Origin of the sequence: Niallia sp. FSL R7-0271, assembly GCF_038005785.1 — a bacterium.
Classification (GTDB): domain Bacteria; phylum Bacillota; class Bacilli; order Bacillales; family Cytobacillaceae; genus Niallia.
Window position 1 is genome coordinate 79,674 of the sequence record NZ_JBBOTZ010000003.1, and the last position, 17,052, is coordinate 96,725.

The 17,052-nt window shown below is 31.0% G+C and carries 13 protein-coding genes and 1 pseudogene; 8 read left to right on the forward strand and 6 right to left on the reverse strand.

From position 1 onward, the window contains the following. Positions 1-2: 2 nt before the first annotated feature. From MKX82_RS27725 to lepB, 6 genes and pseudogenes are all read left to right on the forward strand, one after another. Positions 3-359: a hypothetical protein gene (locus tag MKX82_RS27725; protein WP_341081828.1), complete on the forward strand. Its 357-nt coding sequence runs from the start codon at positions 3-5 to the stop codon at positions 357-359. Positions 360-457: 98 nt separating this feature from the next. Next, positions 458-1,715 (forward strand): annotated as a pseudogene (locus MKX82_RS27730) (DNA topoisomerase); the annotation flags it as partial. Positions 1,716-1,790: 75 nt separating this feature from the next. Beyond that, a complete protein-coding gene (locus tag MKX82_RS27735) occupies positions 1,791-2,147 on the forward strand; it encodes a topoisomerase C-terminal repeat-containing protein (protein WP_341082234.1) in 357 nt (118 codons plus the stop codon). A gap of 568 nt (positions 2,148-2,715) precedes the next feature. Then, positions 2,716-2,958 carry a hypothetical protein gene (locus tag MKX82_RS27740; protein ID WP_341081831.1) on the forward strand — a complete coding sequence of 81 codons (243 nt, stop codon included), beginning with the start codon at positions 2,716-2,718 and terminating at the stop codon, positions 2,956-2,958. Positions 2,959-3,041: 83 nt separating this feature from the next. Next, complete coding sequence (locus MKX82_RS27745; protein WP_341081833.1) at positions 3,042-3,203, forward strand: hypothetical protein; 162 nt, start codon at positions 3,042-3,044, stop codon at positions 3,201-3,203. A 20-nt stretch (positions 3,204-3,223) separates the two neighbouring features. Then, positions 3,224-3,736: a signal peptidase I gene (lepB, locus tag MKX82_RS27750; RefSeq protein WP_341081834.1), complete on the forward strand. Its 513-nt coding sequence runs from the start codon at positions 3,224-3,226 to the stop codon at positions 3,734-3,736. Between the two features lie 824 nt (positions 3,737-4,560). Here the strand turns inward: lepB and MKX82_RS27755 are convergent. Both MKX82_RS27755 and MKX82_RS27760 read right to left on the reverse strand, forming a co-directional pair. Then, positions 4,561-4,827: a hypothetical protein gene (locus tag MKX82_RS27755; protein ID WP_341081837.1), complete on the reverse strand. Its 267-nt coding sequence runs from the start codon at positions 4,825-4,827 to the stop codon at positions 4,561-4,563. 26 nt (positions 4,828-4,853) lie between these two features. Further along, entirely contained in the window at positions 4,854-5,936 is a 1,083-nt protein-coding gene (locus MKX82_RS27760) for a hypothetical protein (protein ID WP_341081840.1), read from the reverse strand. A gap of 445 nt (positions 5,937-6,381) precedes the next feature. Between MKX82_RS27760 and MKX82_RS27765 the strand changes: the two genes are divergently transcribed. Beyond that, positions 6,382-12,474: a DNRLRE domain-containing protein gene (locus MKX82_RS27765; RefSeq protein WP_341081842.1), complete on the forward strand. Its 6,093-nt coding sequence runs from the start codon at positions 6,382-6,384 to the stop codon at positions 12,472-12,474. 25 nt (positions 12,475-12,499) lie between these two features. Further along, positions 12,500-12,868, forward strand: a complete 369-nt coding sequence (locus MKX82_RS27770) for a DUF5412 domain-containing protein (protein ID WP_341081844.1) — start codon at positions 12,500-12,502, stop codon at positions 12,866-12,868. Between the two features lie 521 nt (positions 12,869-13,389). Here MKX82_RS27770 and MKX82_RS27775 read toward each other — a convergent pair. From MKX82_RS27775 to MKX82_RS27790, 4 genes are all read right to left on the reverse strand, one after another. Then, positions 13,390-13,728 carry a site-specific integrase gene (locus MKX82_RS27775; protein WP_341081845.1) on the reverse strand — a complete coding sequence of 113 codons (339 nt, stop codon included), beginning with the start codon at positions 13,726-13,728 and terminating at the stop codon, positions 13,390-13,392. 35 nt (positions 13,729-13,763) lie between these two features. Continuing rightward, complete coding sequence (locus tag MKX82_RS27780) at positions 13,764-14,555, reverse strand: tyrosine-type recombinase/integrase (RefSeq protein ID WP_341081846.1); 792 nt, start codon at positions 14,553-14,555, stop codon at positions 13,764-13,766. A gap of 713 nt (positions 14,556-15,268) precedes the next feature. Next, entirely contained in the window at positions 15,269-15,580 is a 312-nt protein-coding gene (locus tag MKX82_RS27785; protein WP_341081848.1) for a hypothetical protein, read from the reverse strand. A gap of 11 nt (positions 15,581-15,591) precedes the next feature. Continuing rightward, positions 15,592-16,746, reverse strand: coding sequence for a hypothetical protein (locus tag MKX82_RS27790; RefSeq protein WP_341081849.1), 1,155 nt, complete (start codon positions 16,744-16,746; stop codon positions 15,592-15,594). Between the last annotated feature and the right edge of the window lie 306 nt (positions 16,747-17,052).

Here is a 17,052-nt window from a genome sequence, read left to right on the forward strand (position 1 = left end):
TAATGGGAAAAGTATTAGTTTGCTGTGAAAAACCTATTCAGATGAGCCAATTAGTAGCACCCTTTCCACATAAAAAGATGGGTGATCATATTATAGTGGAGGCATGTAAGACGTTTCCTGATTCAGCTGTCTTTATATCTGCAATTGGCCATATTTTAGAACTTTATAGCCCTGGAGACTATGATGAATCACTTAAGTCATGGGATATTAAGAACTTACCAATCGTCCCTAGTCCATTTAAATTAAAGGTTATTCCTAGTAAAGCTCGTTCCTTACAAACGTTTCGTAAATTTCTAAAATATTCATCTATTAAAGAATTATTAACGCAGGAGATTCTGCTATGGAAGGACAGTTATTAATAGATGAAATTCTATATTATTTAGGAAATAAGAAGCCTGTAAAGCGATTATGGACTTCGTCCTTCACAAAAAAAGGAGTAGAGACAGCATTTAATTCCATGAAAAATAATAAGGAATACCATAATCTATACCAAGCAGGTATCGCGAGGCAAAGAGCTGATTGGATAATTGGTATAAATACAACAAGAGCATTAACCACTTTAATGGCTAAAAAGGGTTTGAATATAACAATGAATGCCGGAAGGGTTCAAACCAGTTTAATGGGGATTATTTATCAAAGAGAAATATAAATTGAAACATTTGAAAGTGAACCCTACTGGGACTTCTATATTTCTACACAATTTAAAAATGGGACGATGAAAGCAAAGTGGTTTAATGATAAAGAAAATCACATTTTTAATAAGGAAGCAGCCATATTAATAAGAGATTTTTGCCAAGATAAAAGACCAAAAGTTTATTCCATTGAAGAGAAAGAGCACATAGTTAAGCCGCCTCAACTGTTTAGTTTATCCACCCTACAATCAAAAGCCAATCAATTATATAAGTTTTCATCGGATCGTGTGCTGAAGCTTTTACAGTCTTTATATGAGAAGTGGAAAGCTAGTTTCTTATCCAAGAACAGATAGTTGTTACTTAATCGAGGAGGAAGCAGCTACCCTTCCTAATATTCTCCGCAATATAAGTGAATTAGAGGATTATGAACCGTTTCTAAATGGTGCCACGAAGGATATTACAAATGACAAGAGATATGTAGATTCTTCTAAGGTATCTGACCACTTTGCGCTCCTTCCTACAGAGGATGTTAGCAATTATACATTGATTAGTAGTGAAGAGAGGCTTATCTACGACTTAATTGTTAAATCGGTAATTGCCGCTCATTATCCAGACCATAAATATCAATCTAGAGAAATGATTCTTTCTATCGATGACCAATTTACATTTAGAGCGAACGGGAAAGTAATCATACAGAATGGATGGAAACAACTTTATAATAAATCCCTTGATGAACAAGAAGAATCAGAGAATGATATGTTACCTCTTGTTAATGAGGGAGAAACAGGAATACTCTTATCTCATTCGTTAGATGAAGGATTTACAAAACCAAAGCCTAGATTTACAGATGGAGATCTTATCAAGATAATGAGTAACGCTGGTAATTGGGTCAGGGAAAAAGAAGACTTTAAGAATAAAGAATTAGTACTAGGTACCGCCGCTACTAGGCATGAAATTATAAACAAAATTAAAGATAAATATATATATGTTCAAGATAACCAGGTTTACTTACTACTTGCTGGAAGGGTTCTGATTGAAGCCTTAGGAGAGAATAGTTATTTTGCCTCCGTCCTAACTACAGGCCGTATGGAGAGGTATCTGGATGATATAAAAAACGGAAAAGCTTCAGTAGATGATTTTCTAAGAAGAACGGAACAAATGACTGAAATTGTTTTAAATGAGTTAAAGGGAAAATCTAATACTTGGCACTTCTCTGAGCAATTAATTCAGGAGATAGGACCAAAAGAAGTTGGACGATGTTTAACATGTGGAGGAAGTTTAATTGAGAGGGATAAATTTTATGGATGTAGTAATTATTCCTTGAAGAACTGTACCTTTAGTATTCCTAAACAGAAGGCGGGCGTAACCATCACCAAGGATAATATAGTAAAACTACTTACTACAGGAACAACATCATTAATTAAAGGGTTCAAAAAGAAAGATAAAGATGGAACTTTCAGTGCATATTTAGTTTGGGATTCTATTAAACAAAGTCTTGTTTATAAATTTAAGTAACGAATAATAGTAGATGAAAGAGGTTGCAACATGGAATATGAACATTATCATGCTGGCAAATTTAGTATTGGTTTATTATGGGGAACGCTTTTAAGTGTTCCTTTATGGATATCTTTTGTAGGCTGGGTTAAGTTAACATATTACTTCCTAAATAGTTAATAAATTTTATATTTGATTATAGTTTCCCCTACAAGAATAAAATTAGGTTATGTAGGGGAAATCCTAGTGAGGTGTTATATGGGCAAGGTTGGATATATAACAAAGAAATTTGCAAAAGGGAGAATTTATATTTATGTTAGGTAATCCTATAGAGATAGTAAAACAGTAAAACATAGATATCTATTCAGCTTTGGACCTATGCCAGAAGCTCTTAATAAAATGTATAGGATTTTTGAGCAAGAAGAGTCTTTTCCAGACACAATATCTAGAAATCATTATACCTTAGATGATGTATATGACTGGATACTAACGATAGAAACGGGCGTTACCTCAAAAGGAAAGAGTTTTCTAATAGAGAGTTAGAGCTATATAAAAACCATTTGAGAACACTAGGAAGAAAGGGAATCATATGTACATAAATAAATCAAAATTAAAGATACTTTCTACAGAAAGTGAAATTCAAGGATATCACGAAGATAGTAACCATCCCATTAACTTATGGGTTAAAGTTAATATTTTTAATAGTAGTTTTTTAACTTATATCTTAAAAGGACCTAAATTTAATGGTGGAGAGTTCAGTATTAAATTGAAAGAGAAGGATGGGAAAATTAAATTAAAATGCACCCTTATAATAGTAAATTTGAAAAAATGATATACACCACACGTACATTTAATGAATTAATAGAGGGGACAACAATCACTTTTAAAAGTTTGAAAAATGCAGATTTGTTTTTGGTGAAAACAGAAGATATTCTAACTAAATATATTATAAGAACCTATGTTAAATTCCAAAAAAACACAGATTTTAATACAACTACAGAAGGCAAGGACAAAGCTGGTGGAATTGATTCCCTTATAAAGCAGAAACTTTTCATCTATGGTTTGAAAAACCACTAGTTTAATTAGGAGTACCGTTTATGAATAAAAAATATATTAGAAATAAACTACTAGTATTTATTGTGGCATGTTTATGTCTGTTTGTTATAAGATTTTACTTCTTTTCATTAGGTAAGGTGGATGGGCAGTCCATGAATCCAACTCTAAATGATCAAGATTATGTTTTATTGAATAAAGTTAGTTATAAAACTGGGGAACCAAAACGGTTTGATATCATCATGTTTACTCTTCCTGATAACTCGGTTTTAATCAAACGTGTTATTGGGTTGCCTGGAGAGAAAATAGAACATAAAAATAACAATTTATATATTAATGGAAGTGTAGTTAAAGAGCCTTTCTTAATGGAGGAAACCGATGATTTTGATTCTTTGACTATACCAGTTGGTGAAATTTTTGTGATGGGTGATAATAGAGATCATAGTACCGATAGTCGAGTATTTGGGGCAATTCCAATCTCTCATATATTAGGCAAATCTTCTATTAAAATATGGCCATTAAATGGGGGGGAGATTACATATTACATATTTAAATAAAGAAAAGGTAAAAAACGTATAAAAGAGTTATCTTACAATTTGCCAATGTTTATAAATTTTAATAAAATATTGAATAGAAAGTCGCTTCCAATTAATAAGCTATAAATAATATGGAAATGATACATAGTAATCTCATTAGTTTTAACTTAAATTTAATTAAACTTGTTTACTAATTTATTAGGAGGGATTATTTTATGGCGATTTTTAAAAATATTTTTTTACTGAATTAGAAAATAAATATTTAACCGGACAAACATTCGAGGAAGATAATCATAATTTTACCCTTATTCTTCATAAGATTTTACCATTACCAACAAACATTCTTCACTATGATTGGGAAGTAAGGCTTAATGATGGTTATACATTTATGGTTAAGATAGGACCAGTTAATATTGGTTTCCCTTCTACTAGATTAGATGTAATTATTGAGGAATTAAGAAGTTCTAATCACTTTCAATATAACTATATTGGAGTTAGTATAGATTCATGGACACAATTTAATTAAGTCCTTACAATTATTTTGAGAGGATGTGTCCGAATTGGAACGTAAACCTGCAACAGCAGCATCGGCTATCAAACACCCCAAGCTATGGAGGATCAGATTAGAAGAACCGCTTAATACTTAACTTTTTTGTGTCCAAATTATTGACTCAAATCCAATTTAGCTAATTCCATAAACGATAAGTTAGATGAGATTTATAGGGAATATAAATAATATAAAATAAAATGGTTAAAAGTGCCTCCTAGTATATTTGTAGCACTTTAACCATTTTTAAAATCATAAGATTTTCTGGACCTATCACCAATCGAATTCATCTTCAGTTCTACAATCTTATTTGTGAAAATAATTCATATTGTGAACGTAATGCTTGCATCATAGATGCTAACTCGGGATCTATAGTATCGTCTATTAAATTTGAAAGTTTATAAATATCAGGCATTTTATTTCTACCTGTTCCGATTAAGTATTCCTTTACAAATGTTTCCGGAAATATTGGATTATTAATTCCTTTTGAAACCCTGGAATGGTGATATTTAACTCTTTTTTTAAAAATTTTCAGCCCATTATAATAGGGACTCAATTCAACCATATAGAACACTCCAATTGCTAAATAAATTAATGATTGTAACTGTACCAATAATCCGGCAAAGCATAACCGTATTCTTTGGGATTTTTTAATTCACGGCTAATTTTAAATGAGCAACAATGGCATTTTACATACCACGAAAATGTCCAATATGAACTATAACTTCCGTCTGCCTCTTGCTCACCATCTGAATCCTCGTACGATGTTAAAGATTGAACACCGCAAACAGGGCAATAATAGATAGTTGTACCTTGTGATTGATAATTTAATTCAGCTTGTGCAGTATTTACAGCATTTTTTATTATGTCTTTATTGAAAATGTTCCAATTATGAATTAAAGGATTGTTATATGATGCCCTTCCTAACTCCTTAATAAAAGCAAATTTCCCTGCATTGTAACTATTAGTTGAACTTTCATTAATTAATTCTGAAATTGGATCAATTCCCAATTCTAGCGGCGGATAAATCCATCTTGACTTAGTGTCTATGTATTCTGGTAGTGAAATAATTTCTTTAATAATAGGTAAGATATATTGTCCAATAAAAATATCGAGAGCTTCATAGCGCAAAACGAAGGTGCCTCTGTGCCAAATGCGATTTCTAAGCTGATTTAATTGGGTTAAAGCCTCTTTATTTTTTTTGGAAGTAAAAAAATTATATTTTGAATCTAATTTTCCGGCTTTTATTAGACCAAGTAATCTATCAAAGGTGCTATTAAATTCAGTAGTTCGTATGCCTTCTAATTCTGAAGAGGTTACTTCTTCTTTGTTTAGCAATTTATAGAATAACTCATGTTGCTTATCAATGTTTAAAACTAATAGTTCATTCTCTTCTCGTAAGATTTCTTTGCAAACTAACTCTATAAAATGCTGAAAATGAATTATTGTTTCTGCATATTTTTCAATATAATCTGTGGAATACTGCCTATCAGTGTCTTTTCCAACATAAGATGAATTCCCGTTTAAGATTCTATGAATAAACAGAGTTGAACTTTCATATGTAGAAAAATATGAATACAGTGCAGTTTTTAGTGATATAAAAGCAAAGCTCGAATATCTTCGTTCTATATCTTTCATACTAAAACCATCTGATACAATTTGCTTTAAATTCAATAAAATCTCTCCTTTAGTGTTCATTTGATTAATTCCTATTATAACGGTTGAAATGGTGTAAATTAAGTTATTCACTGGATTATATTTAATTACTAAGCAGATACTTAACTACAAATTTTCACTTCTCTCTAATCAAATATATGTAAAAGTGCAGTAAATCTCATAAAAAATTACAGTTTCACCTCCTTATTACCTATTGTGAGCCTTATGGTTTGGAAAATCATGTTATATATCGAGTTGTTATATAAGGATAACTATTTTTCTGCTGTGAATTTTACCGAAAGTATATAATAGCGATATATGTATTTCTTATTTCTGAATTAATTATATTTATATCATAATATTTTGTCGTATTTTGTCGATATAAATCGAATTATTTATATACCTTTTTAATAGTTAACCCGGTTATAATTAGGCGTATTTTACTATTTTAGGAGGTTTTAAATTGTTTAAGAAATTCATGGCTATAAGTCTTAGTATTCTTCTTATTCTCTCGCTAGTACCTAATTATGTTTTAGCTGAGACAAGTAATGAAGATGAGTCTATACAGAATCAGCAAAATAATAACACTAATGACTTAGACCAAAACTTAGAAGAAGTAGAAAGTAAAAGGGATGAATATTCCAAGACATATACTGATGGTGAAGGAAACTTTACTACAGAAGTGTATGCGGAACCCATACATACCAAGCTTGATGGTAGTTGGGAAGAAATATCTACTGATATATCAATGAATCAGCAGAACGGAATGCTGGAAACTGATACAACTCAATTAAAGGCATCATATCCATCCAAGATTTCTTCTAAAGAAGAAATCCAATATAAATATGAGGGGCATACACTTGAATTTTCAAATATAGTTGCCACGGATGGTACAGAAGAATATTCCTTACAACAAAATGGGGATACCATTACCGAAGATAACAAAGTAATATATAAAAACTTGTTACCTGGAATAGACTTAAGACATGTCTCATTAAATAACGAAGTTAAAGAAGATTGGATTATTACCGACTATAAAGGGATTAACCAATTTAACTATGTTGTAAATACAGATTTAGTTCCAAAACTTAATGATGATGGATCAATAGATTTTTTTGAGTCACAAGACCTAAAAAAGAAAGTCTTCGTATTGCCTACCCCAATGATGGAAGACTCAAATATAAACAAGGGGTTAGGAAATGGAACAAAATCAACAAATTTACACTATGAGCTAGAATCCATTAGTAATAATGAATACTCTATTAAATTAATAGTTGATAAAGCGTGGCTTGAGGCAGAAGACAGAGTATATCCTGTTTATGTAGATCCTTCTGTAAGCGTTGATGCAATGGGAGATTCATTTGTATCTAGTGCGTCACCTAATACTAATTTTAATAAAGAATGGGATTCAGTACAAGGAGAGTATGTCCTTAAGGTTGGTAAGTACGATAGTAGCACCGGCACTAATTATGCATTTATTAAATTTTCATTAACTAATTTAAAAGGTGCGGTTGTCGATTCAGCAGATTTTAAAACCTATGTTACTCATTCATATTATGCAACACAAAAAACAGGTTTATGGCTGGATAGAGTTACTGGTCCATGGTATGCAGATGAACTAACCTGGAACAATAAACCTGGTTCCACTAAGATAACTAGTACTACTGTAGCGAGAGACCAGTGGGCTACTTTTCCTGTTAAAGATACAGTTCAAAGTTGGATAGATGGAGAATTTCAAAATGATGGTTTCAAATTGCATACAAATGGAAACGGACAAACTTACTGGAAAAAGTTAAGTTCTGCTGAGACAGAAAATGTTGCAAAATTAGTAATTAGTTATCATTATCCTACTATGAAAAATCCTGTTTTAAAAGCAGCACAAACTAGTAGTGGATCTACTACAGGTTATATTAACGTTTCATGGCCAGAAGTTTATGGAGCAGAGTCTTATGAGCTACAAATGTTTAATGGCAAAAGTTTTGAAAAAGTATACTCAGGTACAGGAACAAGTTGGTCTTCAAAGGGGAAGAAAATATTTCCTAAAACACCTTATTCCACAAGTAGCTCTTACAAGTTAGACGGTAGTGGAGTAGAGTTACCAGTTGACCCAAGTTCCTATTTTTCAACTAAAAGTGGAACATCAACTACTAGGAAAGAATATGGATTCCGTGTACTTGCTCGTTATAAGTTAGGAAATAGTCCAGTATCATCAGAAGTGAAGAAGGCTATTCCATCTCTTCTAATTGATACTCCAGATTATCCAGAAGTTAAAGGATCAGCATATCCTGAAACAGACGTTACAAATAAAGATAGAGGCTGGTTGGATATTAAATGGGATGCTGTTGATGGAGCAACAGGATACAAGGTTTTAATATACAACGGTAAAGATTATGAAAGTTTTAATGTAGGAAATGTTACAAGTTGGACTACTAAAGGGCAAAAAATATGGCCCACTAGTTCAGAAATTGCTAGTGGTAAGTATGCTCTCCATCATGATAAAAATGGTTCTGAGCTTCCAATTGATCCGAGGCAAACTTATACAAATGCAAATGATGGATACCAATCATTCACAAGGTATTCAATTAGAGTAGTAGCAGTAGGAGAGTTAGGAGAAACTCCTTCATCAGGAGCAAATTATGGTTACATACCATTGAATTCGCCTAAAAACATTAAAGTTAACGGTAATATAACTGATTTTGTAAATAATAAAGGAGTTTTAAATGTTACGTGGGATACAGTAACAGGTGCTCAAAATTATCAAGTTGAACTTTATAATGGAAAAACGTATAAAACTTTTGAGGTAGATAGTAACAAGACTTCTTGGACTTCAAAAGGGAAATCTTTGTTTGATAGCATAACTGATTTGCCTGCCGACCCTACTGAGCAATATAAGGATATTGGTTCGTCTGATCAAACATTAATTAATAATAAACAATACCAGGTTCGTGTAAAAGCCTTTCGCTTTAGCGATGATACAGCTCCTCCTAGTGAGGATGGAAAAATTACTGGTCCAAGGGCACTAAGTACACCTTCTGCAATACAAAAAGGTAATATACCATTAAATGAAGAACTTATTGGTTTGGAAGACTATTTCACATTTAGTACCCACCATCCAGGTAATGCAAAAATTTCAGTAAATGTGACTACAGGAAATATTGCGATGAGTTTTGATGATTATTCCTTATATGCTAGGGGAACTCTAGGTTTTAACTATACTAGGGTGTATAATTCCAATTCTTCTAAATTGGATGACCTTGGACAAGGTTGGACATTTATGGGTAATGAATCTTTAACTAAGAAGGATAACAGTGCTAATTCCACTATATACTACGAAGAAGAAGATGGTACGAAACATACCTTTGCATATGATGAAAATACTAAAAAATATACATCTGCTAATGGTAAGTATTTAACTCTTACTAGTGAAACGGTTAGTGACTTACCTGGGTTCAAAATTACTGATACTAATGGATTAACACAGTATTTTGAGCAGGATCCTTCTTCCGCAACAAAATATAGAATTCATGCTTATCAAGATACTAATAAGAATAAAATCCTATTTAAGTATGAAGGAAATCAATTAAATGAAATAGCTGAAGTTGATAGTTCGGATAATATAATACGAAATAGTATTAAATTATCCTACGCGGACAATTTAATTAGCAAAGCAAGCTACAATCAACAGTCTATAGAGTATAAATATAATACAAAAAAACAGTTGATAGAAACTATAACTAGTGCAGAAAAAACAGATAAATCATTAGTAGAAAAATTTGATTATGATGAAAATGGTAAACTAACGGAGTACACTGATAGCAAAGGTCATGTTAATACAATAAGTTATGGCGAAAATGAAATAACTATTTTAGAACCACAATCAGTTGATTCAGAATCTGTTTCAACAACTTACAAATTTGACTATGTAAATAATCAATACACAAAACAGGATACACAAGGAAATACAACAACATATAAAAGAGATACGGTTAACGATACTTTTGCTGTAGCTGATACTATAAATGCTTCTGGAAATCATATTTCAACAAAATATGATTCTAATTACAATCAAATAAGTATAAATGATGATGGTGAAGTTGAAAATAATACTTTTGATGATAAGGGGAACCTTCTTAGCTCTACTAGCTCAGATGGAAAAGTAACAACTTATAAATATGATAGTGATAGTAATATAATAGAAAAGATTGAGCCGGATGGTATCGTCACATCTTATAAATATGAAAAAGGGCACTACACTAAAAAGGTTGGAGATGAATTAACAGAATACTATCTAGATGATTATGGTAGGGTAACAAAAACTATTCTTCCAAATTCAACTTACCAAGAAACAATATATAATGACTCGGAAAATACGGTGAAAACTATTGATTCTAAAGGAAATACTACCCTATCAAATTACAACAATTATGGAAATGTAGTAAGTTTACAAGATGGAGAAGGAAGAAAAACTCAATATTTGTATGAAGATCCTTTACAGCCTGACTTGAAGACTGGAGTCATAGATGGCAGTGGTGCAACTACTAAATACAAATATGATGATAATGGAAATTTAATATCAATTACTGATGCTCTAGGGAATGAAACGAGTTATACTCATAATGGTAATAATCAAGTTACTAAAGTCGAGTACCCAATTAATGATACAGAAAAATTAAAAATTCAAAGTGAATACGATTCAAATGGTAACTTACTTAAAACTATTGAAAACTCCGGTATTAGTAAGAACTATGGGTATAATGAACTGAGTGATCTAACTAGTGTTGTAGTTAATAAGAATAATCAAAATGTATTAGGTTGGACAATTGATTATAATGAGAATAATCAAGCTTCAAAAGTTATTTATAAAGACTTGTTAAGTAACAACATACTATTACAAAAAGAGTACTATTATGACTCGCAAAGTAGTTTACTCGAAAAATTCTTGCAAGGAAAATATGAAATCAATTATTTAAAGTATGATGAAAATGATAGATTGGAAACCCAGGAAGTAATTTATAACGAATCTAGTCTTCCATGGAATATAAAGTTAACAAATTCTTATACAAATGAAGGAAGGGAACTTCAATCTAGCATAAATGTTGATGGTAGTGATAAAGTCAAATTAGATTACAAATATGATTTTGAAAATAATACTGAAACTAGGACTATTAACGACAGTTTAACAAGTAAGTACTCTTATGGAAAAGATAATCAAATTACTAATATTGATTATTTAAATGGAGGGAACTCCTTCTTAACATATTCATATTTATATGACAAATCAGGAAATATTACAAAGGAGAAAAGTAATAAAGGAGAAAAATCCTATATTTATGACGCTAATAATCAATTAAGCGAAGAAACACTATTAAGTGGAGATAAATTAACTTATAAATTTGATACGTTAGGTAATCGTACCGAGGTAGTTAAGAACGGTAAAAGTTTACACTCTTTCACTTATAACAGTATTCATCAAGTTACATCTAAAAATGGTAAACAATACAAATATGATGCTGACGGTAATTTAGTGCAAGACGAAAATTATAAATATATATATAATTCACTAGGTCAGGTTATAAAGGTTTCCAATAGTGTAGATGATAAAGAGATTGCTAGGTACGAGTATGACGAGAATGGCAAAAGAACGAAAAAAATATTAGGTACTGTTTCATATGAGTACTATTACGACTCTGAAGACCTTTCGTTAATTGTAAAAAGAAATAATGAACAAGTAGAATATTATCAATATATACAACGTGATAATACTGATAAACCAGTAAGTATGATTTTGAAGAAGAAAAACTCTAATGGTAATTGGGAGAACAAAACTTACTTTATTCAGACAAACGTTAGAGGTGATGTAACTAAAATTCTAGATAGTGCTAAGAATGAGGTTGCCTCTTATGATTATGATTCTTATGGTAATGTTTTAAATGAAGTAGGAGAGTTTGCAAAAGAAAATGCAATTAGATATGCAGGATATTACTACGATGTTGAAACAAAACACTATTATTTAAATGCTCGCTATTATAATCCTGAAAATGGTTCATTTTTAACAATTGATCCTTTGTCAGGTAATGTTGATGATCCGCTCTCACAAAATGGATATACTTATGCACAGAATAATCCTATGAGGTATACTGATCCTTTAGGAACTAAAGTAATAGAATATACCGAAGGTTTTCTGGATATGCTTCATAGACATGAAAAAGAAGCTAGAAAACATAAATATAATCTTAAATGGTTTTACAATCAGGTGAGAAACAAAGGACCGTGGGATCTTAAACAAAGAATGAATCTAACCTACAAAATTTGGGGCAAAAAGGTTTCTGGAGAAGCACTGGGGAACATTCATTACGGGTATATTGGTACTGCCACTGGAATAACTAAAGCCACTCTTCTTTCAGCTGCTGGTGTAGCTCAAATTAGAGCTGGTACATCGGGATGGAAATATTGGTACAGTAGATTTGATGATCCGAAAGATCAAAGCAATATAAAGTGGGGAATAGACCTTTATTATAAATACCGTAAATATGCGAAAACTATAACACTAATATAATTTAAAATGAACGGGAGAATACACTTTGAAAAAGAAAAAATTGTTTAAAATTATTGCCTCCATAATAGTTGCATTAATATTAATAGTTTACGGTCTTTATCGTTGGTCCATTAATATGAGTAATTTACCTAAGGGAGACTTTATAACCGAAGTTGATTCTCCTAACGGTGAATATACTATAAAAGCTTACCTTTCAAGTGGAGGAGCTACTACAGGTTTCGCAGTAAGAGGAGAACTAATTTTTAATAATATAGATGAAAAGACTAAAAATATCTATTGGGATTATCCTCAGGAAAAAGCAAAAATAGAATGGAAAGATAATAATACCGTTATAATAAATGGTCATAAACTAGATGTACCTAATGAGACTTATCATTTTATGCAGGTAGAATAATTAATTATCACAAAAAAAGAAAAAACGTCTTTGTTTAAGTGCTGTACCCCAAAAGTTAGAGTTAAAATCTACCTTTTGGGGTGTTTTTTTTGGGGTTAACTATAAATCTGTCGTAATGAAAAAAATACTTTTGAATTTATAGAGACTATTCCAATTTTAAAATAACTATTATAAAAAACGAAAGTCAGTTGATTGCTTTGCTTCCATTCTTTTTTCAAACAGGAAGTATAAATCAGTTAGTACTCTGTTCCACAAATAAAAATGTATATAGCGTAGAAACTTCGAAAATGGATTGGGACATGGGAGGGAGAAAAATAAGTAGTTGTAGTTGTAGGAAACAAATAAATTTTGGATTGGCTATGAGGAAATTATATATTCGAATATTCATTCTCGACATATCCATAATATTTGTTCAAATATTCCCTGACTTTGTACAGCTTTCAGAAGATGGACTAGTGTTGGTAATTATTTAAAGGAAGGGAAATATATTTTCCCTTCCTTTATCAATTTTAAATAACAGTTTATATATTTTTTATGATTTTTGAATCTTTCCATAAATGAGAAGCACTATTTTTTCGAGACAATCTTTTCTCTAAATAACGAGCAGTTGTTCGATAGCTTGAGTGGCCCAAACTAGGACTTATTGATTCTAAAGTTGCTCCGTTTTCAGCACTTATTATTGCATAAGCATGACGCAGGAAGTGAGGAGTTATTGGTGTTCTGCGTATTTTTATAAATGTAATGTCTGCTTTATTAATATGCTTAGTTAAGTAGTTAGACAAGTATTTATAGTTATAAGGGTTTCCAGTAGCAGTTGTAAAAATGGGAGAATCATCAGTAGAATCTAAGTGGAATTCCAACCTCCTTCTTAACCTAAATAGTCTAATTTCTTCTATTATATAGGGTGCAATAAAACCTCTCGTTGTTTCCTTCCTTTCCCCATCACATTCAACCAGTAATCACCATCTTGATAAGTAATATCTGAAATCCTGCTACTACACAATTCCCGAATTCTTAAGCCTGTTGTCGAAAGAACAGCGATAAAACAATGAAGAATTGGGTGTCCTTTAAAGTAGTCAAGTAACTGGAGAACCTCATTAGAACTCAGGTCTCTATTTGGAATATCTGCATCCCTCACGTTGCTACTTAACATTTTTTCATGTAAGGGGATTTGTATATATTCATTTGTATATAGGTAAGATAAAAAACTTTTAAGGATAATCATTTTCCGGTTTAATGTTGCAGCTGCATAAGGTTTTCCTCCTTTACCTAAAGGAGCGTTTAATAACCATTCTTGATACTTTCTTAAATTGCTATGAGTTAACGATTGAAACAAACAAGGAGTATGGTCTGTTTCCCGGTAGCTTAATTTAATTTGAAAAGTATTTATGTATTCTAAAAGTTGTTTATAAATAATTAAAAGATCTCTTAGATACTCTTGCTTAGTGTTAGTCATTCTGTTCTTTTTCTCATTCATGTCTTTTTTATTATGAACAAATAGATATACCATTTCTAAATCGTTAAATTGGATGGTTTTAGGATTATCTAAAAAATTGGTCTCCACTAATAATTTTGAATATAATTCTTCGTTTAACATAAATGCAGATAATTCTTTTGTATTATCGAATTCTTTAAAATTAATAATACTATTATTTGTTGAAGAATAATTAACAGGATAATTATTCATGAGTATATACCTCAATTCTAATTTATATATAATAATTTTATCAATAATTAACTTTAATTATATTATATAGGAACTCTGATATATTTTTATTAGTATAATATCTTATTAATATATTTATTTAAGTCTTAAAACTAGTTAGATAAATCATCAGAAACCAGATAATAATAGAAAAACAGTTCATTTGTCTATTTGTTTATTATTTAAATAAATATTATATTTAATTATTAATTCATTATAAAATAAATTCTTAACTTTGGGCAAATATATATAATAAGACGAATCTTAGGTTATATCTAAGTTGATAAAATGGTAAAAGTAATCTAAGTTGTGTTCTGGAAATAAGAGGGAAATAAAAACTTACGGATTGTGGGAAGTAAATTGATTTGTTGAATATAAAAGTTAATATTTAAAAGGGAACAAACTGTAACGGAGAGAGAATTTTATTTTTTTTATTTTTTAGCATAACTGGACAAACATCCCGTATATATAGATAACAAATTGGAGATTCTTTTACGGAAGAGGGGGTTGTCAATGACACGTAATGCGCTTGAAAAACACTTGAAATATAAAGATAGGACTATGAGTCAATTAATTTCTGAACGAACTGTAAGGCTTTCAATAGGCCAAAATGAATTACGAAGAAAGTGGCTCCCTGAAAAATACAATCCCAATTTGAGTACAAAAAAACCCCTTTGATTTTATCAAAAGGGGTTTTATTCATTAGTTTGTTCTGCCAAGATATTTGCATATCTACTTCTAAGACGCTTAATATCTTTCGCTAAATATTCAGTTCTATTTTTTATCAGTACTGCTTGTGGTTCACCTTCGACCATAGAAATCTTGGCAGTTACAGCAGCGCCTTTTCTATGAGGACCATGTTTCCTTGTTGTAGGTTCATCAACTTGTCTATTCGCTTTCGATTGTCTGGCTTGTTGCCGAAGGTTTGCTACTAGTCGATCTCTCATATCGCTTTTTACTTCAACAACAACATCGCCTATTTGAAAATCAGGTTTACGCTCTGTCATAATAGCACCTCCTACGAAAGTTCAAGTTCTAGTTCTTGTTTTAAAAGACATAAACTATGAATCATTTTGTACACTTCTTTTATCTCTAATATATCATTTCCAACCGATAAGAACAAAGCTTTTTCTACTCCTGCATCAACGTGAAAGCTGATTATCCATACTTCTTCGTTTTTCATAGGGAAACGCTTTGTAATAATAAAGTAGTTTTCATCAATTTCTTCATAAGATTCTCCATGGTCATTAAATGCAGCATCTAAAAAAGGAGAATTAGCATAACTTTCGTCATCAAAACGAATTGACTCCGGAAGATCACCTGTTGTTTGTTCTTCACCCATTAATCTAAGATGATTATCTTTAACCTCAAAAATAGAAACACCAGCACCTAACAAATTAGCAATGTCAGCAATGTTTAACTTTTTGTTTATTTTTCGTAACAAAGCCAATCTTGTTGCTTTCAAAAAATCTACTAAATATCCCATGGCTTTATGAACTTCAGTACTTGCATTTAATAGGTTACTTGCTTCCTCATCATATTCCTTAATAGCTTGCTTAAGTTCTTTTTCTTTATCAGCATACTTTTCTTCCAGTACTCTTATTTTTTGAGCTAATTCAGCTTTCTCTTGATTTAAGAAAGTATCAATTCGAGTATGGATTAGTTGTAAATTCTCATCTGACTTTAGAAGGGCTTGTATTTGCTTTGGAATTGATGAAAAATAAAATTCATTCTCATCATCATGAACTAACGATTGCTTAAAAATCTCATATTCTTGATTTCTAAAAAGTGAGTACGCACCTATTCGGAAATATCCTCCCGAAAAGTCGCACATACATCTTGGGGCTACGAAAACAAATGAGAAAATGTATCCAAATATAATTCCCCATACTAATAATATGTACCACTTCGTATCAACAGCGAAACTTAGAAATGGAAATAATATTGTGCTAGCTAAAACAGGAAGTGCGGGAGAAAAATCAAGGGATTTAATTCCTTTAAATAAGCTTTTTAAATCTAATAAAGAATGTAATGGAATCAGAAACCATGTGAATATCCAGTTTTTAACTTTTAATTTGGTGTCTGTTTCAGATGAACGAATGGTCATAGATGCCTGATCTAGCCTCTCTGAAATTCGCTCTAATCGATGGAATACATCGTATTGCTTTTCCAATCTATCATCACCTCGTACATATCATAGCAGAATAAAATAAGTATATGGTGTAAAAGTGAGAAAAATTAAAATATACTCTTAATGAAAATCCCTCTGTATATAAAATTAATTAATTTTATATACAGAGGGATTTTTTGTAGTATAATGTAATTGTATATATTTTATATTTTACTTTTTCTTGCAATCTACTTAGATTAGCAGTCTCAACTAATAAACTCAGCAGCCTTTGGGCTAACATACTCTTATTTACGTTTGTAATTAAAGAGTTGTTATCTCAAAGGCTTTTTTGCGTTCAAAAAAGAATGA